This window comes from Streptomyces lusitanus (assembly GCF_042647945.1).
GTDB lineage: Bacteria > Actinomycetota > Actinomycetes > Streptomycetales > Streptomycetaceae > Streptomyces > Streptomyces pseudogriseolus.
Map to the genome: position 1 here is coordinate 193,629 of NZ_JBHRWL010000007.1, position 26,041 is coordinate 219,669.

Annotated in this window: 22 protein-coding genes and 1 riboswitch; all 22 genes read left to right on the top strand. The window is 72.5% G+C overall.

The window, feature by feature from the left end:
• The first annotated feature begins 66 nt into the window (after positions 1 to 66).
• The 22 genes from ACFOSY_RS12715 (at position 67) to ACFOSY_RS12820 (ending at position 25,873) form a co-directional block, all read left to right on the top strand.
• The gene (locus ACFOSY_RS12715; RefSeq protein WP_394306876.1) at positions 67 to 324 is read left to right on the top strand and encodes a hypothetical protein; all 258 of its coding nucleotides are present in this window, start codon (positions 67 to 69) and stop codon (positions 322 to 324) included.
• Entirely contained in the window at positions 321 to 2,618 is a 2,298-nt protein-coding gene (locus ACFOSY_RS12720) for a heavy metal translocating P-type ATPase (RefSeq protein WP_394306877.1), read from the top strand. The genes ACFOSY_RS12715 and ACFOSY_RS12720 overlap by 4 nt, the downstream gene beginning before the upstream one ends.
• The gene (locus ACFOSY_RS12725) at positions 2,615 to 3,160 is read left to right on the top strand and encodes a copper chaperone PCu(A)C (RefSeq protein WP_394306878.1); all 546 of its coding nucleotides are present in this window, start codon (positions 2,615 to 2,617) and stop codon (positions 3,158 to 3,160) included. Before ACFOSY_RS12720 ends, ACFOSY_RS12725 begins: the two co-directional genes overlap by 4 nt.
• 161 nt (positions 3,161 to 3,321) lie before the next feature.
• On the top strand, positions 3,322 to 4,050 hold the full coding sequence (locus ACFOSY_RS12730; protein ID WP_394306879.1) for a hypothetical protein: 729 nt from the start codon (positions 3,322 to 3,324) through the stop codon (positions 4,048 to 4,050).
• Between the two features lie 232 nt (positions 4,051 to 4,282).
• Positions 4,283 to 4,885, top strand: a complete 603-nt coding sequence (locus tag ACFOSY_RS12735) for a sigma-70 family RNA polymerase sigma factor (protein WP_394307355.1) — start codon at positions 4,283 to 4,285, stop codon at positions 4,883 to 4,885.
• 459 nt (positions 4,886 to 5,344) lie between these two features.
• A complete protein-coding gene (locus ACFOSY_RS12740) occupies positions 5,345 to 5,899 on the top strand; it encodes an aspartyl/asparaginyl beta-hydroxylase domain-containing protein (protein WP_394306880.1) in 555 nt (184 codons plus the stop codon).
• Positions 5,900 to 5,989: 90 nt separating this feature from the next.
• The gene (locus ACFOSY_RS12745; protein ID WP_394306881.1) at positions 5,990 to 7,339 is read left to right on the top strand and encodes an MFS transporter; all 1,350 of its coding nucleotides are present in this window, start codon (positions 5,990 to 5,992) and stop codon (positions 7,337 to 7,339) included.
• A gap of 41 nt (positions 7,340 to 7,380) precedes the next feature.
• Positions 7,381 to 8,430, top strand: a complete 1,050-nt coding sequence (locus ACFOSY_RS12750) for a beta-ketoacyl-ACP synthase III (RefSeq protein WP_394306882.1) — start codon at positions 7,381 to 7,383, stop codon at positions 8,428 to 8,430.
• Positions 8,427 to 8,666, top strand: a complete 240-nt coding sequence (locus tag ACFOSY_RS12755; protein ID WP_394306883.1) for an acyl carrier protein — start codon at positions 8,427 to 8,429, stop codon at positions 8,664 to 8,666. Before ACFOSY_RS12750 ends, ACFOSY_RS12755 begins: the two co-directional genes overlap by 4 nt.
• A gap of 22 nt (positions 8,667 to 8,688) precedes the next feature.
• Entirely contained in the window at positions 8,689 to 9,579 is an 891-nt protein-coding gene (gene scoE / locus ACFOSY_RS12760; RefSeq protein WP_394306884.1) for a (3R)-3-[(carboxymethyl)amino]fatty acid oxygenase/decarboxylase, read from the top strand.
• Positions 9,576 to 10,127, top strand: a complete 552-nt coding sequence (scoD, locus tag ACFOSY_RS12765) for a (2E)-enoyl-ACP glycyltransferase (RefSeq protein ID WP_394306885.1) — start codon at positions 9,576 to 9,578, stop codon at positions 10,125 to 10,127. Before scoE ends, scoD begins: the two co-directional genes overlap by 4 nt.
• 20 nt (positions 10,128 to 10,147) lie before the next feature.
• Positions 10,148 to 11,731, top strand: coding sequence for a fatty acid--CoA ligase (locus ACFOSY_RS12770; RefSeq protein WP_394306886.1), 1,584 nt, complete (start codon positions 10,148 to 10,150; stop codon positions 11,729 to 11,731).
• A 93-nt stretch (positions 11,732 to 11,824) separates the two neighbouring features.
• Positions 11,825 to 12,082: a phosphopantetheine-binding protein gene (locus ACFOSY_RS12775; protein WP_394306887.1), complete on the top strand. Its 258-nt coding sequence runs from the start codon at positions 11,825 to 11,827 to the stop codon at positions 12,080 to 12,082.
• Positions 12,069 to 16,520, top strand: a complete 4,452-nt coding sequence (locus tag ACFOSY_RS12780; protein ID WP_394306888.1) for an amino acid adenylation domain-containing protein — start codon at positions 12,069 to 12,071, stop codon at positions 16,518 to 16,520. Before ACFOSY_RS12775 ends, ACFOSY_RS12780 begins: the two co-directional genes overlap by 14 nt.
• Before the next feature lie 94 nt (positions 16,521 to 16,614).
• Complete coding sequence (locus tag ACFOSY_RS12785) at positions 16,615 to 17,652, top strand: ABC transporter substrate-binding protein (protein ID WP_394306889.1); 1,038 nt, start codon at positions 16,615 to 16,617, stop codon at positions 17,650 to 17,652.
• A 56-nt stretch (positions 17,653 to 17,708) separates the two neighbouring features.
• Positions 17,709 to 18,674 (top strand): FecCD family ABC transporter permease, encoded by a 966-nt coding sequence (locus ACFOSY_RS12790; protein WP_394307356.1) that lies wholly within the window; start codon positions 17,709 to 17,711, stop codon positions 18,672 to 18,674.
• A 4-nt stretch (positions 18,675 to 18,678) separates the two neighbouring features.
• Entirely contained in the window at positions 18,679 to 19,485 is an 807-nt protein-coding gene (locus ACFOSY_RS12795; RefSeq protein ID WP_394306890.1) for an ABC transporter ATP-binding protein, read from the top strand.
• Positions 19,486 to 19,714: 229 nt separating this feature from the next.
• Positions 19,715 to 19,930, top strand: coding sequence for a hypothetical protein (locus ACFOSY_RS12800; protein ID WP_394306891.1), 216 nt, complete (start codon positions 19,715 to 19,717; stop codon positions 19,928 to 19,930).
• A gap of 208 nt (positions 19,931 to 20,138) precedes the next feature.
• Positions 20,139 to 20,351, top strand: coding sequence for a heavy-metal-associated domain-containing protein (locus tag ACFOSY_RS12805; RefSeq protein WP_394306892.1), 213 nt, complete (start codon positions 20,139 to 20,141; stop codon positions 20,349 to 20,351).
• Positions 20,352 to 20,512: 161 nt separating this feature from the next.
• A riboswitch (cobalamin riboswitch) is annotated at positions 20,513 to 20,691 on the top strand.
• Positions 20,692 to 20,812: 121 nt separating this feature from the next.
• Positions 20,813 to 22,342: an ABC transporter substrate-binding protein gene (locus ACFOSY_RS12810; protein ID WP_394306893.1), complete on the top strand. Its 1,530-nt coding sequence runs from the start codon at positions 20,813 to 20,815 to the stop codon at positions 22,340 to 22,342.
• A 13-nt stretch (positions 22,343 to 22,355) separates the two neighbouring features.
• Positions 22,356 to 23,393: an ABC transporter permease gene (locus ACFOSY_RS12815; protein ID WP_394306894.1), complete on the top strand. Its 1,038-nt coding sequence runs from the start codon at positions 22,356 to 22,358 to the stop codon at positions 23,391 to 23,393.
• A complete protein-coding gene (locus ACFOSY_RS12820; RefSeq protein ID WP_394306895.1) occupies positions 23,390 to 25,873 on the top strand; it encodes an ABC transporter ATP-binding protein/permease in 2,484 nt (827 codons plus the stop codon). Before ACFOSY_RS12815 ends, ACFOSY_RS12820 begins: the two co-directional genes overlap by 4 nt.
• The last annotated feature ends 168 nt before the right edge of the window (positions 25,874 to 26,041 follow it).

Below are 26,041 nucleotides of genomic sequence, written 5' to 3' on the forward strand. Positions count from 1 at the left end.
TGGGACGACACGGCTACGCCTGCCATCGTCGGCAGGCTGGTTCGAAGCGACCAGGAAGGGCCGGGCATGGCCGAAGCCCCGCTGTCACCTCGCCCCGTCGGGGTGACCGCCCGCAGATTTCTCCCTCCCCCCGCACTCTGCGGCTTTCTGCTGCTCCTCGTGCTGCTGTTCGGAGCGTCCTACGCCGTCGGTACGGCGTCCGGTCCTGTCGCACCGGGCATGCACGGCACCGGGGGAACCGGCGGGGGAGGCGGTGACGGCACGTCCGGTACGGGCGGAGACACCGGGGACATGCCGGGCATGCGTCACGGGAGCGGCGAGTGAGAACGGGCGAACCGACCACGAGCCTCGTGGTCACGGACATCACCGTGGGCGGGATGACCTGCGCGGCCTGTGTACGCCGGGTGGAGAAGAAGCTCGCCAAGCTGGAGGGCGTGACCGCCACGGTCAACCTGGCCACGGGGCTCGCCCGGGTCAGCCACCCGGCCGACGTCGCCCCCGACGCTCTCGTCGCCGCGGTCGAGCAGGCCGGATACCAGGCCGCGCTGCCGGCGCCACCCGACGACGGCCCGGACACCGAACGGGCGGACCGGGACGACGCCGAGGCCCGCCGTGAGCGGGAACGGCTGCTGATCACGGCGCTGCTGGCGGTGCCGGTCCTGGTGCTGTCGATGGTCCCGGCCCTGCAGTTCCGCAACTGGCAGTGGCTGTGCTTCATGCTGAGCGCACCGGTCGTGGTGTGGAGCGCCTGGCCGTTCCACCTCCGGGCCCTGCGCGGGCTGCGGCACTCCTCCGCCACCATGGACACCCTGGTCTCGCTCGGGGTCGTGGCCTCCTTCTCGTGGTCGGTGTACGCGCTGTTCCTCGGCGGTGCCGGCGAGCCCGGGATGCGGATGTCGTTCAGCCTGGTGCCCTCGGCCTCCGAAGGCATGGCCCACGTGTATCTCGAAGCCGCCGTCAGCGTCCCGTTGTTCGTCCTCACCGGACGCTTCCTGGAGGCACGGGCCAAGCGGGGGACCGGCGCGGCGCTGCGCTCCCTGGCCGAACTGACCGTCAAACGCGTGTCCGTACGCGACGAGCACGGTGAACGCTCGATCCCCGTCGAGCAGCTGCGGGTGGGGCAGGTCTTCCTGGTGCGGCCCGGCGAACGGGTCGCCACCGACGGGCGGGTCGCCGAAGGAAGCTCCGCCGTGGACCTGTCCCTGGTCACCGGTGAGAGCAAGCCGGTGGAAGTGGGGCCGGGTTCGGCCCTGGTCGGCGGCGCGGTCAACGAGGGCGGCCTGCTGCTCGTCACGGCCACGGCGGTCGGCGCGGACACCCGGCTGGCCCGGATCACCCGGCTCGTGACCGAGGCGCAGGCCGGCAAGGCACGGGCGCAGCGGCTCGCCGACGCCGTCGCCGGCGTGTTCGTCCCCGCCGTCCTGGCGATCGCGGTGACCGTCCTCGGGTTCTGGCTGGGCGCCGGCGCCGACCCGCAGGCGGCCCTCACGGCCTGCGTGGCCGTCCTCGTCGTGGCCTGCCCCTGCGCGCTCGGTCTGGCCACGCCGACCGCGTTGATGGCCGCCACGGGGCGTGGGGCCCAACTGGGCGTGCTGGTGAGCGGACCGCAGACCCTGGAGGCGCTCCAGCACGTGGACACCGTCGTCCTCGACAAGACCGGCACGCTGACCACCGGCCACATGACGGTGGCCACGGTGACCGCGTTGCCCGGCTCACCCGGGCAGGACGAGGCGGTGCGGCTGGCGGCAGCGGTCGAGCAGGGGTCCGAGCATCCGATCGGGCGAGCGGTCGTCGCGTACGCCCGCCGCACGCTGCCCGCCGGACCGCTGCCGGACGTCTCGGACTTCACCGCGACTCCGGGCCACGGGGTCAGCGGCCGGGTCGACGGCCGCGGCGTCGAGGTGGGCGCGCCGGACGGCAGCCTGCCACGCGCCCTGAGCAAGGCCCTGGCCGCGGCGGAGGAGGCCGCGCACACGCCCGTCCTGGTGACCGTCGACGGCCGGCCCACAGCGCTGATCGCCGTCGGCGACCTGCTGCGCCCCGACGCCTACCGGGCCGTGGACCGCCTGCGCCGGCTCGGCATCCGCCCCGTGCTCGCCACCGGCGACCGCAGGGCACCGGCCGACGCCGTCGCCGCCGCGCTCAGGATCGACGAGGTGCACGACCGCTGCACACCGGAGGACAAAGCCGAACTCGTACGGCAACTCCAGGAGGAGGGCGCCCGGGTCGCGGTGGTCGGCGACGGCGTCAACGACGCCGCCGCGCTCGCCGCCGCCGACCTGGGCATCGCCATGGGCGACGGCACCGACGTCGCCATCGGCGCCGCCGACCTCACCCTGGCCCGTGGCGGCATCGAATCCCTCGTCGACGCGGTCCGCCTCGCCCGTCGCACCCTGGGCACCATCCGGGTCAACCTGGTCTGGGCGTTCGGGTACAACGCCGTCACCGTGCCCCTGGCGATGGTGGGGCTGCTCGACCCGATGCTCGCCGCCGCGGCCATGTCCATGAGTTCGGTGCTGGTGGTGGCCAACAGCCTGCGGCTGCGCGGGTGGCAGCCCGCCGCGGCCGGTGGCCACGGCCACCAGAACGGGCGCGACCGGAAGGCGGGGGCCCGATGAGGAGAACGGTCAAGGACCGGGTGTCCGCACTCGGACGTCCGGACCGGCGACGGCTGCGGGACGGGGCGCTCGCCGCTCTGGTCCCGTTCGCGGCCTGCAGCGTGACGCTGGCCGGTCTCACCACCTGGGTCGGCGCCGGCCGGGCCGGCAGCCCGGCACGCGTCGACGTCGTTCACGGTCTCGTCCTCCTGCCGTCCGCGGGAGTCCCGGAGACGGCGGCGTTCTTCGACATCGTCAACGAAGGCGGTTCGGCCGACACCCTGCTCCGGGTCACGGCACGAGGGGTGGCCGGGGAGGTGTCCCTCTCCGAGCATCGTATGGGGCGGGGAAACTCGGCCTACCGGTCCGAGATCGACTCCGTCTCGGTCGCGGCAGGGGAGAGCCTGGTCATGACGCCCCAGGGGGTGGACCTCACCGTCCCCGTGCCCATGGTCCCGTGGCAGGTCGGGGACGCCGTGACGTTCACCTTCGAGTTCCGTCGCAGCGGCCCCGTCGAGGTCCGGGCCGTGGTCGTGCGGCCCGGCTCGGTCTCCTTCCAGTAGTCGCATCCGACGGCGGGCGAGTTCCCGCGCCTCACACGTGACATGAGTCATCCGAGTCCGGGTGAGCAGGAGGACGGGTGTTCCTACGTACCCCCTGATGACGATCGAAGGCCGAGTGCGACGATGGGCGGGCCATGACTGTCCGAGGGTGGTGCCGTGCGATGCGGGCCGGCGTTTTCGCCGCCGTCTGCGTGCTGCTTGCCGCCTTCGGCCACGCGACCATGTCGGGGACTGCCGTGCCCTGGTGGACGCTCGCCGCCGGAGCAGGCGCGACGGGTGTCGCGGGCTGGCTGCTCGCCGGGCGGGAGCGCGGGCTCCCTCTGATCGTCACGGTCGTGACCGCCGCGCAGCTCGTGCTGCACGAGACCTTCTCCAAGGCACAGGCGCTCGGCCTCCCGTCCGGCCCCCGCCCGCCGGCCTCCACGGGGACCGGCGCCATGGACGCGCATTCCGTGCATCTGGGTTCCATGGGCAGCCACTCGATGGGCTCCATGGGCATGGACTCCATGGGCATGGGCTCGATGCACATGGGCTCCATGGGCTCGACGGACATGGGAGGCGGTGTCCACGCCGTCCATGGCATGGCCGGCCTCGACCATGTGCACAGCATGAGCGGTGCCTCGTCGGTCGGCATGTTCGCCGCGCACCTGCTGGCGGCCGTCCTGTGCGGCGTGTGGCTGGCTCACGGTGAGCGGGCCGTCTTCCGGGTCCTGAGGGCGACGGCGGCCTGGCTGGCGGCACCCCTGCGGCTGTTGCTGGCCCTGCCGGCCCCCGTCCCGGCCCCCTCCGTGCGCAGGCGCCGCACCACCGCCGTCGACGCCACCGTGCGTCTGCTCCTGTGCTGTTCACTCACCTTCCGCGGGCCACCCGTGGGTGCCGCTGTCGTCTGAGACAGCCGGAACCACCCCGGAGTCACCTCGCCCCGCGCCGTCCCGCTCTCACACGCGGCTCCGACGGCGCCCCGCTCGTCTCCGAGCGGGAGCCCGTCCCAGCGCGAGCGATCACCTTTCACGGGCTCCGGGTCCCGCCGTACCCCCTCGGGTACGGACGCACCCCTGTACCCGGTGACGCCTGCCCTGTTCGCGGCCGGCCACCGGAAGACCCCAAGAAGGACATCTCGTGATGATTTCCGTCCTGCCCGCCTCCGCTGCGGGCCGCGCCGCCGCGGACGCGTCCGCCACCGCCTGGGCGCTGGCCGCCCGCGGAGGTGATCCCGACGCCGCCGACCACTTCGTCCGCGCGCTCCACACCGACGTGCTCCGCTTCGTCACCCACCTCAGCGGTGACCCCCAGGCGGCCCACGACCTGACCCAGGACACGTTCGCGCGGGCCTTCGGCAGCCTGCACCTGTTCGAAGGCCGGTCCTCGGCCCGCACCTGGCTCCTGTCGATCGCCCGCCGCGCGGTCGCGGACAGCCTGCGCCGTGCCGCGGTACGTCCACGGATCGCGGACGCCGTCGACTGGCGTGCGGCACAGGAGCGGGCCCAGCCGCCCGGCCTGCCCGGCTTCGACGACGGCGTGGCCCTGCTCGATCTGCTGGAGAACCTGTCCGACGAACGCCGGGAGGCGTTCCTGCTGACCCAGGTGGTCGGACTGTCGTACGAGGAGGCGGCCGGTTTCGCCGGCTGCCCCGTCGGCACGGTCCGCTCCCGAGTGTCCCGCGCCCGCGCCGTCCTCGAGCGGCTGTTGCGGGAGGCCGAGGAGTTGAGCGCCGTCGCGGCCTGACCCCCGAGGGGTTCCCGGCGGCGCGGTCCTCGAGAGCGGATGCGTCACCGGGAACCCCGCCGGGTGGCCGGACGACTACAGGAACGTGACGGTCCAAGCCCTGGGGGCGGACCAGGATGACCGACGGCCTGGCTCAACTCCTGTATCCACAGAGGGAATTGACCGGACATCGCGGGAACTCCCCGCGAGGGGCGTCCGACCACTACTGCGACACGGACCCGGCAGCCGGCCGCGCCGGCGGTGACCGAGAGAGGCCCTATGACACCTGAGTTGGAACGCGCCTTCCAGGCGATCAGGGCGGATCACGGCACGGACTCCCTCCGCCGTGTGGAGCGGATGCTGGAGCCCGGGGGAGGCGGGGCGCGTCACCCCCTCCAAAGGGGAGCCAAGTGGGTCCTTCCCGGACTCTCCCCGACGCCCTGGCACGATCCGAGAGGGCATCCGGAACTGGTTCCGGTCGTGGAGGCGTTCGAAGCCGCCCATCCGGTGATCAAGGAGGAGCTGGCCGCGGCCTGGGCGGGGCGCCGGGGCGTCTTCTCGGACTACGAGCACTATCTGACCCGGCAGGAGGACTGGCAGGCCCTTTACCTCTACCGGGGCGGCGGGATGGTCGCGGATGCGGCGGACACGGTGCCCACCGCCTACAAGGTCCTCGAAGAATGCGCTGTCGGCACCGAGAAGATCTGTCCCTTGCTGGAGAGCCATTTCTCCACCCTGTTGCCGGGGGCGGTGATCGCACCCCACTGCGACCTGTGGAACTTCAGCATCAATCTGCATCTCGCCGTCGAGATCCCCGAGGGCTGCAGCATCACCGTGGCGGGGGAGAAGCGCTCCTGGGAAGAGGGGAGATGTCTGCTGTTCGACTACTCCTTCGAGCACGAGGCGCGCAACGGCGGCAGCAGGCCGCGCACCTGCCTGCTGGTGGACCTGTGGCACCCGGAAACCACGGTTCCGGAACGCCGGGCCCTCACGGTGCTGATCACGGAGATCCGACGCCTCATGGGGGATCTCTGACGGCCTTGTGCCGCACTCGCTCCGCAGAAGTTTTCGCGCATTCCTTTGTCAGGGAGGAGTTCTCGACCGGTGGGGACACGGCTGTCTCTCATGGTTCTGGCTTTGGCCCAGCTGGTCATCGCCCTCGACTACAACATCGTGTACGTGGCCCTGCCGGAGATAGGCACCGGTCTCGGGTTCTCCGCGCACGACCTGCAGTGGGTCGTGAGCGCCTACGTCGTGACGACGGGTGGCTTCCTTCTGCTGGGCGGTCGGGCGGCCGATCTGCTGGGCCGGCGCCGCACCTTCGTCGCCGCGGCCCTCGTCTACGCGGGGTCGAGCCTGGTGGGCGGATTGTCGGGGACAGCGTGGCTGCTGGTCGCGATGCGTGCCGTGCAGGGGATCGGCGGCTCGCTGCTGTTCCCGGCCACCCTCGCCCTGATCAACACGATCTACGAGGAGGGACCGGACCGGAACCGGGCCCTGGCCGTCTGGGGCGCTGCGGGGGCCGGGGGACTGTGCTTCGGATCGCTGCTGGGCGGAGTGCTCGTCGAGGCGTTCGGCTGGCCGTCGGTGTTCTTCGTCAACGTGCCCGTGGCGGCGGGGCTGGCGTGGGCGGGACTGCGGCTCTTCCCCGAGGACGGACCGCGCGCAGGCTCCCGGCAGTTCGACCTCGTCGGCGCCCTGGCGGCCACCGGCGGCATCACCCTGCTCGTGGTCCTCCTGGTTCACGCGCCGGAGGCAGGGTGGACCAGCCCGGTCACCCTCCTGTGCGCCGCACTCTCCGTCACGCTCCTGGGTACCTTCGCTCTCGTCGAGACCCGCTCCCGCGATCCGCTGGTCCCGGCCCGGCTCTTCGCCCACCGGGGCCTGACCACAGCGATGGGCGTCACCGCCCTGTACAGCGCCACCTTCAGCTCGCTGCCCTACTTCATGACCCTGTACTTCCAGAACGTGCGCGGCTACGGCGCGTTCGCGACCGGCCTGGCGTTCCTCGTCCCGGCCGTGGTGACCGCACTGGGAACCCAGGCCGGTGAGAGGGCCGTCGCCAAGGTCGGGGTACGCCGCATGCTCGTCGGCGGCCTGGCCCTGGGCGCGACGGGAGCCGCCGCGCTCGGACTCGCGCTCACCGGGGACGGCTCGTACGCCCTGCTGCTGCCCGGCATCGTGCTGCTCGGGCTGGGCCAGGGGGCCGCCTGGACCGGGATGTGGATCATGGCCGCCTCCGGGATCGCGGCCCGGGACCAGGGCGTGGCCTCGGGTATGGCCTCCACGACGCTCCAGGTGGGCGGTGCGGTGGGCCTCGCCCTGCTGGTCGCCCTGTCGTCGGGTGCCGGCCAGGGGCCGGCGGGCGAGGACCTGCTGACCGGGATACGCGGCGCCGTGTTCGCGGTCGCGGCCGTCCTGTGCTGTGGCGTACCGCTCGTCCTGGCCCTGCGCCGAACCACGACCGCCGCCTAGACGGCGTACCCGTCCCTTCTCACCCCATGAGGAGAAGAGCTGTGCCCAGCGACAACCCCAGCCGGCCCGGTCCGGCGGCCGTCCTGTGCGGACTGGCCGGATGGGTGCCGCCCCGCGTGGTCACCAACGACGATCTCGCCACGCGGCTGGACACCGACGACAGGTGGATCCGCACCCGTACGGGAATCCGTCGGCGTCACATCGTCGAGGCCGGCCAGGCCACCTCCGACCTCGCCGTCGAGGCCGGACGGCGCGCGCTGCGTTCGTCCGGGTCGGAGTCCGCCGACGCGGTGATCGTCACGACGACCACCCCGGACCGCCCCTGCCCCGCGACCGCGCCCGTGGTGGCCACCCGTCTTGGTCTGACGGGCGCCGCGGCCTTCGACGTCGGGGCGGTGTGCACCGGATTCGTGTACGGCCTCGCCACGGCCGCCGGGCTGATCGCCACCGGTGTCGCCCGCCGGGTCCTGCTGATAGGCGCCGACACCTACTCCACCATCGTCGACCCGCTGGACCGCACCAACGCGATCATCTTTGGTGACGGTGCCGGAGCGGTCGTGCTGCGCGCGGGAGAGGCCGGCGAGCCCGGTGCGGTCGGCCATTTCGACCTCGGCAGCGACGGAGCCCACGAGGACCTGATCACCGTCGCGGCAGGTGGCTCCCGCCAGCGGTCGGCCGGCTCCGAACCGACGCACGCCGAGCGGCACTTCGCGATGCGCGGCAAGGAGGTGTACCGGCATGCCGTGACCAGGATGGCCGCATCGGCCCGGACGACCTTGGAGCGGGCCGGCCGGAAGATTGACGAGATCGACCACTTCGTCCCCCACCAGGCCAACCTGCGCATCCTGCACTCCGTCGCCGACGACCTCGGCCTGCCCAGGGAACGCTGCGTCGCCCACCTCGACGCCGTCGGCAACACCGGCGCCGCCTCCATCCCGCTCGCCCTCGCCGACGCCGTGGCCCAGGAGCGGATCCGTCCCGGCGACCGCCTCCTGCTCACCGCCTTCGGCGGCGGCCTCACCTGGGGCTCCTGCCTGATGACCTCGCCCTCGCTCACCGCACAGCCGCAACCGGAACGGACCCGCCCATGACCACCTACGAGCAGATCGTCGACGTCATCGTCACGCTGCACGACGTACCCGCCGACCTGATCCGCCCCGAGGCCACCCTCGGGACGCTCGACGTGGACTCCCTGACCACCGTCGAGATCAGCATCCGCATCGAACGCGACCTCGGCGTCACCGTCGGCGACGACGAACTCCGGCCCGACCTCACCCTCGGCCGGCTCGCCGACCTGGTCGACACCCGTCGCACCACCGACGTCTGAATCCCGGAAGAGGACCCGCACCATGCAGATCAAGGACCAGCCCGGCGCCACGCTCGGCGTCACCGTCGAGGACTTCGACCACACCACGGCCTCGGAGGCGGACGTCCAGGCCCTCAAGGAGGCCGTCTACACCAAGAAGATCGCCGTCCTGAAGGGCCAGGACCTCACCCCGCGGCAGTTCCTCGCCCTGGGCCGGCGCCTCGGCCGCCCCGAGACCTACTACGAACCCATGTACCGGCACCCCGACGTCCCGGAGATATTCGTCTCCTCCAACGTCCCCGAGAACGGCAGACAGATCGGCGTGCCGAAGACCGGCAAGTTCTGGCACGCCGACTACCAGTTCATGCCCGACCCCTTCGGTATCACCCTCATCCACCCCCAGGTCGTCCCCGCGAGGAACCGCGGCACCTACTTCATCGACATGGGCAGAGCGTACGAGCGGCTGCCCGAGGCACTGGTGAAGGAGATCACCGGAACGCGCTGCCGGCACTCCGTGCGCAAGTACTTCAAGATCCGCCCCCACGACGTCTACCGCCCGATCTCCGAGATCCTCGACGAGGTCGAGACGAAGACCCCGCCGGTCGTGCAGCCCACCACCTTCACCCACCCCATGACCGGCGAGACCGTGCTCTACCTCAGCGAGGGCTTCACCGTCGGCATCGAGGACGCGGACGGCAACCCCCTCGACGAGGACCTGCTCAAGCGCCTCTTCGAGGCCACGGGCCAGCTCGACGAGACCTTCGCTCACGAGGGCATCCACCTCCAGAGCTTCGAGAAGGGCGACCTGCTGGTCTGGGACAACCGCAGCCTCGTCCACCGCGCCCGCCACACCACCACCCCGGAGCCCACCGTCTCCCACCGCGTCACCGTCCACGACGAGCGCCGGCTCCACGACGGGATGCCCGCCGCATGACCGCGCCCGCCACCGACCCAGGAGCCACCCGGACCGAGGGCCGGACCTTCCGCACCGACGACGAACTGCTCGCCAGGGTCCTGACGCCCTACAAGCAGAACTGCAGGTACCTGAAGTCCGCCGAGGTCACGGCCACCGCGCAACTCGCCTCCGCGCGCTGCGCGTTCGCGATCGCCGAGTCCTGCTACATCGACGACACCGGCCACCTGAACGCGGTCGAGGTCAACATCGCCTACAACCAGATGATGTACTACCTGGTCGCGAAGTCCGTGCAGGAAGGGCTGCTGACCGGTTTCGAGAACTGGACCCTGGACGACTTCTGGCGCCACCAGCTGCCGGACATCCTCATCGCCCGCTTCGCCGCGAACTTCCGGCGGCCCGTCGACCCCCGCGCCTTCACGGGGGACCTGGAATTCCGCTCCGTGACCCGGCGCACCCCCGCCGGCGGCAGCCCCTTCCTCCACGCCCGGACCGCGTTCCGCTACCAGGACGCCCGAGGCGGCCGGTGCGACGGAGAGGCCACCCTCGCGTTCGTCAACGTCCCCTGAACACCGGAGGCACAGCTTTCATGGAGACATCCACGGTGCCGCAGCCCCAGGGCGCGAGGCTCCACCACCCCGAACTGAGCACCCTGGTCCACACCGCCCGCTTCCACGCGGCCCGGCAGCCCGAGGCCACGGCGGTGATCTGCGAGGACCGCACCCTGACCTACGCGGACCTGCACCGCGCCGGCAACCGCATGGCCCACGCCCTGCGGGCCGCGGGCCTCGGCGAGGGCGACCGGGTCGCCTACCTGGGCAAGGAGTCCGAGCACTACTACGAGGCCCTCTTCGCCTGCGCCAAGACCGGCACCGTGCTGGTCCCGGTCAACTGGCGGCTGACGGCGCCCGAGGTGAGCCACATCCTCCAGGACTCCGGCACCCGGCTGCTGTTCCTGGACGACGAGTTCGCCCCGATCGTGGCGGGCATGCCGACCGAGCCGCCCGAGACCGTCGTACCGGTGCACACGATCGTCACCTGGCGTGCACAACACCCGGACACCGAGCCGGAGTTCGAGGCGACTCCCGACACCCCGGTCGCCCAGCTCTACACCAGTGGGACCACGGGCCTGCCCAAGGGTGTCGTCCTCGCCCATCGCAGCTTCTTCGCGATCCGCGACGGTCTCGCCCGAGAGGGGCTGGACTGGATCGACTGGCGGGCGGGCGACCTCGCGCTGATCGGCATACCCGGCTTCCACGTCGGCGGACTGTGGTGGGCCACCCAGAACTTCAACGCCGGTACGACCGTGGTGGCGATGCGGGCCTTCGCCGCCCGGCAGGCGGTGGACCTGATCCGCGACCTCGGCATCACCACTGCCTGCGTGGTCCCCGCCATGCTCCGCATGATGCTCACCGAACCCGGGGTGAGCGCCGCGGACTTCACCACCCTGCGCAAGACCGTCTACGGCGGCTCACCGATCTCCGAGGCCCTGCTGGAGGAGAGCCTCGCCGTCCTGGACTGCGAGTTCGCCCAGATCTACGGGCTGACGGAGACCGGCAACACCGCCGTCTGCCTGCCCCCGGCGGCGCACGTCCCGGGCGGACCGCTGATGCAGGCCGCGGGACGTCCCTATCCCGGCGTACGCGCGAAGGTGATCGACGACCAGGGGCGCGAACTCCCCCCGGGTGGGGTGGGGGAGGTCTGCCTGCACACCCCCGCCCGGATGGTCGAGTACTGGGGACTGCCCGACAGGACGGCTGAAACGCTCGTCGACGGCTGGATCCACACCGGTGACGCCGGATACCTCGACGAGGACGGCTACGTCTTCATCCGCGACCGGATCAAGGACGCCATCCTCGTGGCCGGCGAGAACGTCTACCCCGCCGAGATCGAGAACGCCCTGGAACACCATCCCGGTGTGGGGGAGGCCGTGGTCGTCGGCATCCCCGACGAACGCTGGGGCGAGAAGGTGCACGCCTTCGTCGTGCCTGCGGCCGGAGAGCGGCCCAGCCCCCGGGACCTGCACACCTTCCTCGTCCCGCGCCTCGCGGCGTTCAAGCTGCCCGCGAGCTACGAGTTCACCGACCACGTCCCGCGCAACCCCAGCGGCAAGATCCTCCGCCGCGAACTGCGCGACCGCTTCTGGAGCGACGCCGCACGCAAGGTCAACTGACGGTCCACCCGCGCCGCTGCCGTGCCGGCCGACCCCCCCGCAAGCCGGTGAGGACCGGCACACCACCGGACGAGTCACCGAGAGAGAGCCCCCATGCCCGAACCCATCACCCTGGACGGCTTCCGCGCGGACCTCGCGGAATGCCTGTTCCTGGAGCCCGGCGAAGTCGACCTGGAGGACAGCCCGCTGGACGCGGGACTGGACTCGCTGCGCATCGTCACCCTGCTGGAGCGCTGGCAGGCGGCGGGCGCCGACGTCACCTTCGTCGACCTCGCCGAACGCACCTCCTTCGCCCAGTGGTGGCAACTGCTCACCGAACGCACGCGAGGGGCGGACCATGCCGACGCCTGAACGCCCGACCACGCCCTCGCCCGAGCACCGTCCGCTGCTGGCCGCCCAGGAGGGCATCTGGGCCGGCCAGCAACTCGACACGGACAGCCCGGCGTACAACACCGCCGAGTACCTGCGCATCGCCGGTCCGGTCGACCCGGCCGTGTTCGACCGGGCCCTGCACCTTGTCGTGGCCGAGACCGAGGCCCTTAACGTCACCTTCGACACCGACGACTCCGGCCGCCCCCGGCAGATCCCCACCCACGTCGGCGACTGGCGCACCCACATCGCGGACCTCATCGCCGAGCCGGATCCGCACGCCGCGGCACTGGCCTGGATGGACCAGGACATGGCCCGCCCCGTCGATCTCGCCCGCGGCCCGGTCTTCGGCCACGCCCTGCTGCGCACCGGACCGAGGGAGCACCTCTGGTACCACCGCGTCCACCACATCGCCCTCGACGGCTTCGGCCTCTCCCTCGTGGCCCGCAGGGTGGCCGAGGTGTACAGCGCCCTCATGGTGGCAGCCCCCGTACCGGCGAGCGGGTTCGGCACCCTGGAGTCCGTCCTCGAGGAGGAAGCGTCCTACCGCGCGTCGGCGCGCCACGACAGGGACCGGACCTACTGGACCGGCCGCTATGCCGACCACCCGCCGGTGGCCACCCCGGCAGACCGCTCGGCCCTGCCCGCCCGCACCTTCCATCGCCACGTCACCGACCTCGACCCCTCGGCGGCGACGCGACTGCGCACGGTCGCCCGCGACCTGTCGGTCACCTGGTCGGAGGTGCTGCTCGCGGTGACCGCCGCCCACCTGCACCGGCTCACCGGAGCCCCGGAGATCGTGCTGAGCCTGCCGGCGATGGGACGCCTCGGCTCGGTCTCGCTGCGCGTGCCGGCGATGGTGCGCAACATCCTGCCCCTGCGCGTCCCCGTCGCCCCCGACGACAGCCTGCGCGACCTCGCGCCCCGCGTCTCGCGCGAACTGCGCGCCGGACTGCCCCACCAGCGCTACCGCTACGAGCAACTGCGCCGCGACCTGAAACTGGTGGGCGGCCGGCGTCGGCTGTCCGGACCGGGCGTGAACATCATGCCCTTCGAGTACGACCTGAAGTTCGACGGGCACTCCAGCACCGTCCACAACGTGTCCGCGGGGCCTGTCGACGACCTGGCGGTCAACGTCTACGACCGCGGCGACGGAACCGGCCTGCGCATCGCGGTCGACGCCAACCCCGACCTGTACACCGAGGGCGAGACGGGCGCCTTTCAGGAGGGGTTGCTGGCCCTGCTGCGGGAGGCGCTCACCGGACCGGACCGGCCGCTCGGCGCACCGGAATCCCACGGAAAGGATTCCCACGGAAAGGATTCTCACGGAAAGGTTCCCGTCCTCGACGGCGGCCCGCTGCTCGCCCCCGCCCGTCCGGTGCTCAGCCTGATCGCCGACCACGCGGCCCGCCGGGGCGCGGCCGTCGCCGTCGAGCACGCCGGAGAGAGCCTCACCTACGCCCAGCTCTTCGGCGCGGCACGGGACATCGCCCGCCGGCTGGCCGCTCGGGGCGTCGGCTCCGGTGACCTGGTGGCGGTGTCACTGCCCCGGGGCAACGAGGCCGTCACCGCGGTGCTCGGCGTCCTCATGTCCGGGGCCGCCTACTGCCCCCTCGACCCCCACGCACCCGCCGACCGTACCGCCCGCCTGCTCGCGGACACGGCTCCCGCACTGGTCCTGACCACCGAGGACCGCGCGGCCGACTTCACGGACCAGCCCGTGATCGCGCTGCCCGAAGCGGGCCCCGGTCCGGCCGGCACCCCGGCACCGCCCGCCCCAGGACGACCCGGGCCGCACGGTGCCGCCGCCCCGTTCCGTCCCGGCCCCGCTTCCCGTGACGGCGCCGAGCCGCACGGACCGGACGTCCGCCCGGCGGCCCCCAACCTCACGGACCTCGCGTACGTCCTGCACACCTCCGGCTCCACCGGCCGCCCCAAGGGCGTGCGGGTCGGCCACGCGGCGCTGGCCCACTTCGTCGCCGCGGCCACCCACCGCTACGGCCTGCGCCGTGAGGACCGCGTCCTGCAGTTCGCCCCGCTGCACTTCGACGCCAGCGTCGAGGAGATCTTCCTGACTCTGTGTGCCGGCGCCACCCTGGTGATCCGCACCGACGACATGACCGAGTCGGTCCCGGGCTTTCTCGACGCCTGCGCCCGGCTGAGGGTGACCGTCCTCGACCTGCCCACCGCCTACTGGCACGAGCTGGCATATACGCTCTCCACCGGCGCCGCCGCCCTCCCCGGATCGGTACGCACCGTCGTCATCGGCGGCGAGGCGGCCCTGCCCGAACGCGTCCGGCGCTGGCGGAGGGCAGTCGGCACCTCGGTCGCGCTGCTGAACACCTACGGCCCGACCGAGGCCACCGTGGTCGCCACCGTCGCCGACCTGCACGCCCCCGGCCCCGACGCCGAAGACGCCCCCATCGGCCTGCCGCTGCCCGGCACCCGCGCCGCCGTGCTCGGCGGCGAGCTGTACCTGCTGGGCCCCACCCTCGCCGACGGGTACCAGCCCGATGTCCCGGACAGCGCGCGCTTCGCCCCGCTCACCGCCCTGCCGGACGCCCCTCGCGCCTACCGCACCGGGGACCTGGTCCGCATCGGCGAGGACGGACAACTGCGCCACCTCGGCCGGACCGACAGCGAGTTCAAGATCAGCGGTCACCGGGTGCAGCCGTCCGAGGTGGAGAGCGCGCTGCTCTCCCACCCCGGGGTCCGGGAGGCGGCCGTCGCCGGGCAGATGCTGCCGGACGGCACCCGGCGCCTGGTCGCCCACCTCGTCGCCGAGGGACCGGCGCCGTCCGCCGCCGACCTCCGCGAGCACCTGCGGGCCAGACTCCCCGCCGGGATCATCCCCTCCGCCGTCGAGTTCGTCGGCCGGCTGCCCCGCACCGGTTCCGGAAAGATCGACCGGGCCTCGCTCGCCGTACCGTCCGCGCACCGGCCGCCGACTGCCGGAAGTCCACTGGAGCGGGCCATCACCGACGCCTGGCGCCGGCTACTCGGTGTCGACGCCGTAGCGGTCGACGACGACATCTTCGACCTGGGAGCCCAGTCACTTCAGGTCATCCAGGCCGCCAACCGGCTCGGCGTGGAACTCGGCCGGGAGGTGAAGGTCGCCTGGCTCTTCCAACACCCCACCGCCGAGGCCCTGGCCCGCTTCCTCACCCACGAGGAGCAGCCCGGCGCCACCCCTTCGGCGCTCCCGCCCACCCTCCTGGCCGACACCCGGCTCGACCCGGGCATCCGGCCCGGCACCCCCCGCGCTTCCCACGGCACGCCCCGGCGTGTCCTGCTCACCGGGGCGACGGGGTTCGTGGGCGCCCATCTGCTGGCCCGGCTGCTGACCGTCACCGAGGCCGAAGTCGTGTGCACGGTCCGCGCGGCCGACGCGTCCGACGCCACCGACCGCCTCCACGCGTCCCTGACCTCGCACGGCATCACCCTCGACCGCGGTGCGTCGGTCCGGCTGAAGGCACTGCCCGCGGACCTCGCCCGCGCCGGCCTCGGCCTGCCACAAGGGACCTTGTCCGACCTCGCCACGAGCTGCGACGCGATCTTCCACAACGCCGCGACCGTCAGCATCCTGCGCGACTACGCCACCCTGCGTGCCGCCAACGTCGAGTCCACCCGGCAACTGCTGCGCCTCGCCGCCGTCAACACGACACCGCTGCACTACGTCTCCACGCTTTCCGTGGCCCCGCCGGCCACCCACGGCCCGGACATACCGGAAGCGTTCCTGGCCGCCCATGAGGGCCTGCGCCACGGCTACCAGCAGTCCAAGTGGGCTTCCGAGCGGCTGCTGGAGCAGGCGGCCGAACGCGGTCTGCCCGTCACCGTCCACCGGCTCGGCCGGGTCGTCGGACCGGCCGACACGGGACACGTCAACAAGCGGGACTTCTTGTGGGGTGTACTGCGCGCGGGCGTACCCGAGGGAATCGTCCCGGAGTTGTTCGAGGACGAGATCTGGACTCCTGCGGACTTCGTGGCGAGTTCCCTCGTTCACCTGTCCCTCGAACCGAACGCGAGAGCCTCGGGCCCGGTCTTCAACCACGCCACACTGCCTCGGGTCCGGCTCGCGGACGTCTACGACTGGGTGCGTGATTACGGCTATTCCGTACGCTCCCTGCCACTGGCGCGCTGGCGTGAGCAACTGCCCCGTACGGCCGCTGCCGCGGCCACGACACTCGCCTTCTTCGACTCCACTGGAACCGGCCCCGCCGACCCGGCCACCGCGTCCGAACTGCGCCTCGGCCACGTCCGCGCCGACCGGGTCCGCGCCGGTCTGGAGGGGACCGGCATCACCTGCCGGCCCGTCGACCGCGACCTGTTCTTCCGCTACCTGGACCACTGCGTGACAGCGGGCGTGCTGCCCGCCCCGGCCCGCAGGCCGGTGTCCCGTTCCGGGACCGCCGCCGAATAGTCCGCAAGAGCCAGGAACCCTCGGCCACTTGCCCCCGACTACTGCAACGGAAAGTCACCAGCGCATGAGCACGACCCTCACCCAAGGAGCCCGCATGCCGATGAACCGGCCGGTCGCCACCGCCCTGGCCGCAGCCCTCTGCCTCCTCACGGCGGCATGCGGCTCCTCCACCGACGACAAGGCGGGTGACTCGACGACCGAGGCGGCCGCGTCGGGGAACGGCTACCCGGTCACCCTCGACAACTGCGGCCGCAAGCAGACCTTCGAGAAAGCCCCCAGCCGGGTCGTCGTCATGAACGGCGCCTCCGTCGCCGAAGTCTCCACGCTCCTCGCCCTCGGCCTGGACGACAGGATCGTCGCCAACCAGCAGACCTACGGCCACTCCGAGGTCCCCGGCCGCGCGGAGGCCATCAAGAAGCTCCCCGACGGCGACGTCACGCAGAACGACGCCTTCGACGTCCCCCGCGAGACCATGATCGGCCTGCGCCCCGACCTGGTCCTGTCCACCACGGCCTACGGCTTCGACGAGAAGAACGGCTTCGCCACCCGCGACCAGCTCGAAGCCGTCGACGCGAACAGCTACATCTCCCCGCAGGGCTGCGACCAGGACACGTCGAGGATGACCATCGCCGACAGCTACCGGCTGCTGCGCGACATGGGCAAGGTCTTCAACACCGGCGACAAGGCGGAGAAGCTGATCGCCGCCTCCGAGAAGAAGATCGCGGCCGTCGCGGACAAGGTGCGGGGGAAGAAGAAGCCCAAGGTCATGGTGCTCTTCTCCAACATGTCCATGGGCGGCAACGACTTCAGCTCGGTCGTCGCCAAGGGCATCTACAACGACATCCTCGCCAAGGCCGGCGGCGCCAACGCCTTCGAGAACGCCTCCGAGGGCTCCTTCGCCGACCTGAGCAAGGAAAAGGTCGCCGCCACCGACGTCGACGCCCTCGTCGTCATCGGCTACAACGACCCGGACCCGGCGGCGTACGCCAAGAAACTGCTCAAGGAGTTCCCCCAGTGGCCGGCCGCCAGGAACAACACGTACGTGACGCTGTCCGACTCGATGTACCTCGGTCCCAGCAACGACCTGGCCGTGGAGAAGATCGCGAAGATGCTGCACCCCGACGCCTTCTGAGCCGTCTCAGGATCATGCTGGCGTTCACCCTCCTGCCCGTCGCGCTGGCCGCGACGATGGTGGTGGCCATCAGCATCGGCGCGGTCAACATCCCCCTCGGTGACGTGTGGGCGGTCGTGCTCCACCACGTCACCGGCGCGGATACGGCCCCCTCCGACCCGGCACTCGACCAGATCGTCTGGGACTTCCGCACCCCCCGCGTGGTCCTGGCGGCCCTGGTCGGCGCCGGACTCGCGGTGACCGGGGCGGTCCTGCAGACCGTGGTGTCCAACCCGCTCGCCGACCCCATCGTGCTCGGCTTCTCCTACGGCGCCACACTCGGCGCGGTCCTCGTCATCACCCTCGGCGGCGGCGCAGCCCTCGCCGGTCTCGGGGTGTCCGCGGCGGCCTTCCTCGGCGCGGTGGCCGCGGGCGCGCTCGTCTTCGCCCTCGGGCAGCGGCGGGGACGACTGGCACCGGTCCGCCTGGTGCTGGCCGGCGTCGCCATCGGCTACGTCTTCCTGTCCGCGACCAGCTTCGTCCAGCTCCAGGCGACCCCGACCGAGCTGCGGACGGTCATGTTCTGGATGCTGGGCAGCGTGGCCGGCGCCACATGGGACCAGATCCCCACGGTCACCGTGGTCGTCCTCGTCACGACCGTCCTGCTGTCCCTCTTCGGCCGCCGCCTCAACGTCCTGCTGGCCGGCGACGAGTCGGCCACCGCACTCGGCGTCGACGTCAACCGGCTACGGGCGGTCCTGCTCGTCCTCAGCGCCCTGCTGACCGGCACGGTCATCGCCGTCGCGGGCAGCATCGGCTTCGTCGGCCTGATGATTCCCCACCTGGTGCGGCTGACCACCGGCGCCGACCACCGCCGCCTGCTGCCCCTGACCGCCCTGCTGGGAGCCCTCTACCTGGTACTCGTGGACCTGCTCTCCCGCACCGTCAACCGCCCCAACGAACTGCCGCTGGGCATCCTCACCGCCCTCCTCGGCGCTCCCTTCTTCCTGTGGCTGCTGCGCCGCAACAAGGGTTTGGACTGACCGCATGAAACTCGTCGTCGACCGGCTCCACATCACCCTGGACCGCACCCCGATCCTGCGGGACGTGAGCCTCGAGGCCCGCAAGGGCGACATCGTCGGCCTCGTCGGCCCCAACGGCAGCGGCAAGTCCACCCTGCTGCGCACCGTCTACCGCTCGCTGCGCCCGGCGGGCGGAGCGGTCAGAGTGGGCGAGGACGACGTGTGGGACCTGTCGCCCCGCGCCGCGGCCCGCCGCACGGCCGCCGTCCTCCAGGACGCCGGCGCCAACACCACCGGACTGACCGTCACCGAGATCGTGGCCCTCGGCCGCGCCCCCCACCACGGTCTGCTCGGCCGCGACGGGGAAGAGGACCACATGGCCGTGTCGCAGGCCATCGACCGCTGCGGCGTACGGCCCTTCGCCGACCGGGACTACGCCTCCCTGTCGGGCGGCGAACGCCAACGCGTCCTGCTGGCCCGCGCGTTGGCCCAGAACCCACAGCTCCTGGTCCTCGACGAACTCACCAACCACCTCGACATCCGCGCCCGGTTCGAACTCCTCGACCTCATCCGCGCCACCGGCGTCACCACCCTCGCCGTGCTGCACGACCTCGACCTCGCCGCCCGGCTCTGCGACCACCTGGTCGTCCTGTGCGAGGGAACGGTGGTGGCGGCCGGGCCGGTGCTGGACGTGCTCACACCGGAACTCCTGGCGCGGGTCTTCGGAGTCAACGCCGGCACCGACCTGCACGCGGACGGAGTCGTCCGCATCACCTACGCGGCACGGCCCCTCGCCGACGGCGGAAGCCCGCGGGGCGACGGAAGAACCTGAGTATGCGCGTCAGGCTCCGGGGCGAAGGGAACGGGGCCTCCCCTCAGTTGGTCGTTCGAGACCCGCACGTGGTTCCCGCGGGCCCCGGGACAACGGAAGCACCGGGGGCGGACCGGCGCAGGAGAGCGCGGCACCGTGCTTCGGCCACCGGGCATGGGGGCGCGTCGCCTCGCGGGCCCGGGGTAAGTCTTCCAGCGGTGCCCGATCCGTCCCCGTCAGGGAGCACACCATGAGCGACATCACCGGTCTTGAGCCGTTGGCCACCTTCTGCGGAAACTGCGACTGCGGCTGCCCGCAGCTGTTCGTCGACCCGAGCGCGCCCGAGGAGCGCCGCGTGCTGCTCACCGACGACTTCGGTCAGCGCGTCGAGATGAGCGCCGTACAGTTCGCCTCCCTCGTGGAGGAGGCGAAGGCCGGCAAGCTGGACGGCATCGCGACGGCCTGACGGCCGTCCGCCGAGCGTGCCGTCGGGGCACGCAGGACCGCCGGCAGGCCGAGGGGCACGTCCGCCCGGACGGGTGACCCGTGACACAGGCGGGAACTCGGGCGGGGAACACGGCGACTGAGTGACGGACAGCACCGGATGAACTGTCGTCCCGGTGCATCCGTACCAAGAGGCGTACGTACGCCTCGTCGCACCCAGGAGTCGCGCCATGACCCGTAAGTACCTCGTCACCGGCATGAGCTGCGGGCACTGTGCCGCAAGCATCACCGAGGAGATCTCCCAGGTCCCTGGAGTCACCGGTGTCGACGTCGATGTCGCCGCGGGATCGGTCGCCGTCGACGGCACCGACCTGGACGACACCCGGCTGCGCGCGGCGATCGTGGAGGCGGGATACGAGGTGGCCGAGAGCGCCGCGGCCTGACACGCGCACCCGCGGTGGCGCCGGTCGCCTCCGACAGCTCGGGGCAGGCGGGCGTCGGGGGCGCCGTAAAGCAGCCGGAAAGCAGCCGGAAACGGCCCTGGGGGGCCTCGCACCGCGCGGCTCATCACCCTGTGCGGTGCCCGGCCACGGGCCGCGCCAGGCCGGTCCGGCATAATGCGGGCCGTACACATGAGCGACGGGAACCAGGAAGCCGGTGCGAATCCGGCGCGGTCCCGCCACTGTGACCGGGGAGCGAACCCCATACGCCACGGCCGTACGGCCGGAAGGCGGGGCGAGCGGTGATCCGGCAGCCAGGAGACTGGCCCGTCGCTCCACCGACCGTCCGGGGCGTGGACTCCCCAGGAAGAGGTTCATGATGCGCGTCACGGCCCTCGCCCACGGCCTGCGCAGCGCCTCGCCCCGGGGACCCGTCCGGCGACCAGGGGAAGGCCCAGCAGCCCATGACATCCTCCTTCGCGCGCCGTCGCCTGCTCACCGGGGCGGGAGCCCTCGCCGCCGGAACCCTTCTGGCGGGCTGCTCAGCCGGCGGTGACGGAGGCTCGTCGGGCGGCCGAAGGCTGCGCGCCGCGTTCAGCGCGGGCGGCTCGCAGGAGACCCTCGACCCGCACATCGCGCCGCTCTTCGTCGACCAGGCCCGCGCCAAGGCGCTGTACGACAGCGTGCTCACGTACAAGGACGACATGTCCGTGCAGGCCCGGCTCGCCGAGAGCTGGGAGAGCGACCGGTCCGGCAGCCGCTGGACGGTACGGCTGCGCTCCGACGCCCGCTTCCACGACGGAAGCCCCGTCACCGCCGCCGACGTCCTGTGGAATTACCGGCGCATGGCCGACCCCGCCACCGGAGCCGCCGCACAGCAGCTCTTCTCCGGCGTCGACTTCGCGGCGAGCACCGCCAAAAACCGCGACCTCACCCTCGTCCTGACGGCGCCCGACTTCGAGTTCCCGGCGGCCCTCGGCGCCCCCGGCACCGAGATCGTCCCGAAGGACACCAAGAACTTCGCCAGGCCCGTCGGCTCCGGCCCCTTCCGGTACCGCTCCTTCACGCCGGGCGGCAAGGCCCTCTTCACCGCCTGGGCCGACCACTGGGACGGCGGACCGCACATCGAGGAACTGGAATTCGTGCCCGTCAACGACGAGCGGGCCCGCCTCAACGCCCTGCTGTCCGGCCAGGTCGACTACGCGCACGACCTGACGGCGGCCTCCGCGAGCCGCGTCACCGGCCGCGACGGTCTCGCGGTCCTGCGCAGCAGGCTCAGCACCATGCAGGCCGTGCTGCTGCGGCTGTCCCGCGCCCCCTTCGACGACGCCCGTCTCGTCCAGGCGTTCACCCTCGGACTCGACCGGGACCGGCTCGTCGAGGTCGCCCTGTCCGGCCACGGCACCGCGGGCAACGACCTCTTCGGCATGGGGCTGCGCGCCTACCCCGAGGACCTGGCCCCGCGCGAACGCGACGTCGACCGTGCCCGCGCCCTGGTCAAGGCGGCCGGCGCCGAGGGACTCGCCGTCGCCCTGGAGACCAGCGACGCCGACCCCACCTGGCGTAACGCCTCCACCCTCATCGCCGACCAGCTCAAGGACATCGGCCTGAAGGTCACCCCGCACGTCCGGTCCGCCGCCACCTACTTCGGCGAGGTCAAGGACAAGGGCGTCGCCTTCCACAGCCGCACCGCCACCCTCCCCGTCGTCACCCACCTGCGGTCCCGGCTGCGCAGCGGCGCCGCGAACAACCTCACGGGATACGCGGACGCCACCTTCGACCGGCTGCTCGCCCAGGCCACCGCCACCCGCGACGAGAAGACCCGCCTGGAACTCCTCGACCGCGCCCAGCGCCGTGCCCGGGACCGCGACGGCCAACTGGTGTGGGCGTTCAGCGACTGGAACATCGGCCACAGCGACGCGGTCACCGGACTGCGGGCGGCACCGCCCAACTCCCGCGACTGGGCCCGTTTCGACCGCGTGAAGCTCAGCTGAGGGCGCGCCGTACGTGACGCCGTACCGGCCGCAGACGCCGCCCGCAACCGCATCCGGCGCCGACCCGCCGTACCCCCGAGGACACCGCCGTGGTCTCTCGAACACCGCCGGGTACACGCTGACCAGGACGGCGACGGCGCTGCTCCAGGCCGCCTTCGTACTGGTCGCCGTGTTCGTCCTCACCTCGCTGCTGCCCGGAGACTCCGTGGACGCCGTCCTCGGCGAACAGGGCACCCCCGAACAGCAGCGCCTGGCCCGTGCCGAACTCGGGCTGGACCAACCGGCCTGGACCAGGTTCGTCCACTGGGTCACCGACCTGGGCCACGCCGACCTCGGGCACTCCCTGGTCACCGGTCTGCCCGTCACGGACGAGATCGGCAGCAGGTTCGCGGCGACGGCGGTCCTGGCCGGCGCGGCACTGGCGGTCCTCGTTCCGCTGGCCCTGACGCTGGGCGTCCTGACCGGGCTGCGGGAAGGATCGTTCGCGGACCGGGCCCTCAACGCCTCGGCCCTGGCCCTCCACGCCGTACCGGAGTTCGTCCTCGGCCTGCTGCTGACCGCCTGGCTCAGCGTCGGCCTCGGGCTGCTGCCCGCGACCGCCGCCGGCCTGCGCGGCACCGGGATCCTCACCGAGCCGGCCGTCCTGGTCCTGCCCGTCGGCGTCCTGGTCGCCCGGCAACTGTGCGATCTCGCCCGCCAGGTGCGCATCGGTGTCGCCGCACAGGTGGGCGGTCCCGTCGTCCGGCACCTGCGCCTGCTCGGCCTGCCCGAGCGCACCATCGTGCTCCGGCACGTCCTGCCCGGCTGCCTCGCCCCCGCCGTGCAGCAACTGGCGCGCTGCGTCGACGGACTGCTCGGTGGCACCGTCGTCGTCGAGTCGCTGTTCGCCGTGGGCGGCCTCGGCACCGGGTTCGTCGAGTCCGTGCAGGACCGCGACGTCCCGGCCGTCCAGGGCTACGCCCTGCTGTTCGCGGCGACCGCGCTGACCGCCAACCTCCTCGCCGACCTGACCGTGGCCCGGCTGACCCCGCAACGGGAGGAACGCGCGTGACCGTCTCCCCGCCCGGCCCCCGCCTGCGCCGTCCCGGCGCCGCGTGCCTGGACGGACTCGCCCTCGTGCTGCTCGGCGTACCGGTGCTGCTCGCCGTCGTCGGCCCCGGCCTCGCCGGCTCCACCGCCCCCGACGCCGCACCGCTCCTGCCGCCCGGCGCGGGCCACGTCCTGGGCACCGACGTCCTCGGCCGGGACGTCCTCGCGCTCGTGCTCAGCGGCGGACGGTCCGTGCTGGTCATGACGCTCGCCGCGCTCCTGGCCGCCTGCGCCGTGGGCCTGCCGCTCGGTCTCCTCGCGGCCGGCACCCGCCGCCGCTGGGCCGACGAGACGATCATGCGGACCCTGGACGTACTGCTGGCCTTCCCCGCCCTCCTCCTGGTGATGACGCTCGCGGCCTCCGGACACCAGGACGCCACGACCCTGGTCGTCACCGCCGCGGTGGTACAGGTACCGGCCGTCACCCGCCTGGTCCGCGCCGCGGCCCTCGCCCCCGGATGCCGTACGGCGGTGGAGGCCATGCGGATGCAGGGCGCGCCGTGGCACCACATCCACGGCCGCTACGTCCTACGGCGGGTGAGCGCACCGCTGATCACGGACGCGGGCAACCGTGCCGCGACCGTCCTGGCACTGCTGGCCTCCGCCAACTTCCTCGGCCTGGGCCTGCCCACCGACGCACCCGACTGGGCCGTCCTGATCGAGCGCAACGCCGAGGCACTGTTCCTCCAGCCGTACGCGGTCCTCGTCCCGGCCGTGCTGCTCACCGCGCTCGCCGTCGGCGGCAACCTCACCGCGGACCGTCTCCTGGGCCTGACCCGCCGCTCCCCGGCCCTCGCGGGCCAGGCCCCGAGGGCCGGCGGTGCGGATCCGTCCGCCACGGAGTCCGGCCCGGTGACCGTCCGTTCCGTCCCGGACCCGGCGCGCGGCAACCGGGTCGCCACCGAACCCCTGGACCGCCGGCCCTCGCCAGAACCCGCTGCGGAACCCCTCCTGGTCTGCCACGGGCTCACCGCCCGCACAGCCACCGGCGTCACTCTGCTCCACCACGTCTCCCTCGAGCTGCGACCGGGCCGCTGCCTCGCCCTCGTCGGCCCCTCGGGCAGCGGCAAGACCACCCTCGGCCTAGCCGTCCTCGCCCTCGCCCGCACCGGACTCACCCTCACCGGCAGCGTCCGCCTGAACGGCACCGACCTCCTGGCCCTGCCACCGCGCGAACTGCGCGCCGCCCGTGCCGGAACCGTCGCCCACCTGCCCCAGGACCCCGCCTCCGTCCTCGACCCGACCAGACGCGTCGGAGCGGTCCTGCGGGAAATCGCCGCTCTCACCTACGGACGAAACACGTCACTCACCGCCGGGAACCGCCGCCGAGCCGCCGCCGAGGACGTCCGGCGGGCCCTGCGCTCCGTCGGGCTCCCCGAGAACGGGCCGCTCATCCGCCGGCACCCGCACCGCCTCTCCGGCGGACAGCAGCAGCGCATGGCCCTGGCCACGGCCCTGGTCACCCGCCCCCGGCTGCTCGTCCTCGACGAACCCACCAGCGGCCTCGACGAGCACACGACCGCGCTCCTCACCCGCACCCTGCGGGACCTCGTGAGCGACGGCACGGCGCTGCTGCTCATCACCCATGATGCGCGCCTGGCCACCGAACTGGCCGACGAGACGGTCGCGATGCAGGACGGCAGGGCCGCACGCCCTGAGACGACCGGACGAACTCCCGCACCGTCACAGGAGAAGCGGGAGGGGGAGCGCTCTCGCCCCTCCCTCGCACCGCCGGCACCCGAACGGGCTCCGGACGGGGTGCGCACGCACCGGCTCACCGTCGCCGGTGAGGACCCGGCCCGTCCCCGACTGGCCCCGACGGACCTGGCCCTGCCTCCCGGCAGCCGCACCGTCGTCACCGGACCCTCGGGTGCGGGCAAGACCACCCTGGCCCGCGCCCTCGCAGGACTGACCCCGGCCACAACGGGCCGGGTCGAACACCGGGGCACGGTACTCCCCGCCGCCACGGAGCGCCGGGACCGCGCGGCCCTGCGTGCCGTCCAGTACGTGCACCAGGACGCGCGGGCCTCCTTCGACGAGTACCGCCCGGTCATCGGCCAGCTCACCTTGACCGCACGGCTGCTGCGCGGGCTCGCCCCTGCCGAGGCGTGTGAGGAGGCGGAAGCACTGGCCCGACGGCTCGGCCTGGCCCCGGACGACCTCGCCCGCCGCCCGACCGACCTGTCCGGCGGACAGCTCCAGCGCGCCGCACTGGTCCGCGCGCTGACGGCCCGTCCCGCACTGTTGATCTGCGACGAGGTGACCTCCGCACTCGACCCGCCGACCGCCCGGACGACGGTCGACCTCCTGGTCGAGGAGAGCGAACGGAACGGTACCGCCGTCCTGGTCATCACCCACGACGGCCCGCTCTTCGACCCCGTCGCACACCAGCGTCTGCGGGTGACCGACGGACGGGTCGAGGCCCGCGGCATGTGCCGCTGAGTGCAGGGGATCTCGACCTGCCTGCCGACTCACCAGGTGAGTCGGCAGGCAAGCAGCATGGGAACTGCCCCGGTCCCATGGGGCAGTCGTCCGTACATGCTCCCGGTTGACGCCGTTGTGGCAGCCTGCTTCGCGCAGCTCGCGCAGGTGAGAAGCCTGCTCGCCACG

Bases quoted from the DNA above. Each gene is read 5' to 3' on its own strand.
- ACFOSY_RS12715 (WP_394306876.1), top strand. From the start codon at position 67: ATGGCCGAAGCCCCGCTGTCACCTCGCCCCGTCGGGGTGACCGCCCGC.
- ACFOSY_RS12725 (WP_394306878.1), top strand. From the start codon at position 2,615: ATGAGGAGAACGGTCAAGGACCGGGTGTCCGCACTCGGACGTCCGGAC.
- ACFOSY_RS12730 (WP_394306879.1), top strand. From the start codon at position 3,322: ATGCGGGCCGGCGTTTTCGCCGCCGTCTGCGTGCTGCTTGCCGCCTTC.
- ACFOSY_RS12735 (WP_394307355.1), top strand. From the start codon at position 4,283: ATGATTTCCGTCCTGCCCGCCTCCGCTGCGGGCCGCGCCGCCGCGGAC.
- ACFOSY_RS12745 (WP_394306881.1), top strand. From the start codon at position 5,990: ATGGTTCTGGCTTTGGCCCAGCTGGTCATCGCCCTCGACTACAACATC.
- ACFOSY_RS12755 (WP_394306883.1), top strand. From the start codon at position 8,427: ATGACCACCTACGAGCAGATCGTCGACGTCATCGTCACGCTGCACGAC.
- scoE (WP_394306884.1), top strand. From the start codon at position 8,689: ATGCAGATCAAGGACCAGCCCGGCGCCACGCTCGGCGTCACCGTCGAG.
- scoD (WP_394306885.1), top strand. From the start codon at position 9,576: ATGACCGCGCCCGCCACCGACCCAGGAGCCACCCGGACCGAGGGCCGG.
- ACFOSY_RS12770 (WP_394306886.1), top strand. From the start codon at position 10,148: ATGGAGACATCCACGGTGCCGCAGCCCCAGGGCGCGAGGCTCCACCAC.
- ACFOSY_RS12775 (WP_394306887.1), top strand. From the start codon at position 11,825: ATGCCCGAACCCATCACCCTGGACGGCTTCCGCGCGGACCTCGCGGAA.
- ACFOSY_RS12780 (WP_394306888.1), top strand. From the start codon at position 12,069: ATGCCGACGCCTGAACGCCCGACCACGCCCTCGCCCGAGCACCGTCCG.
- ACFOSY_RS12785 (WP_394306889.1), top strand. From the start codon at position 16,615: ATGCCGATGAACCGGCCGGTCGCCACCGCCCTGGCCGCAGCCCTCTGC.
- ACFOSY_RS12790 (WP_394307356.1), top strand. From the start codon at position 17,709: ATGGTGGTGGCCATCAGCATCGGCGCGGTCAACATCCCCCTCGGTGAC.
- ACFOSY_RS12795 (WP_394306890.1), top strand. From the start codon at position 18,679: ATGAAACTCGTCGTCGACCGGCTCCACATCACCCTGGACCGCACCCCG.
- ACFOSY_RS12800 (WP_394306891.1), top strand. From the start codon at position 19,715: ATGAGCGACATCACCGGTCTTGAGCCGTTGGCCACCTTCTGCGGAAAC.
- ACFOSY_RS12805 (WP_394306892.1), top strand. From the start codon at position 20,139: ATGACCCGTAAGTACCTCGTCACCGGCATGAGCTGCGGGCACTGTGCC.
- ACFOSY_RS12810 (WP_394306893.1), top strand. From the start codon at position 20,813: ATGACATCCTCCTTCGCGCGCCGTCGCCTGCTCACCGGGGCGGGAGCC.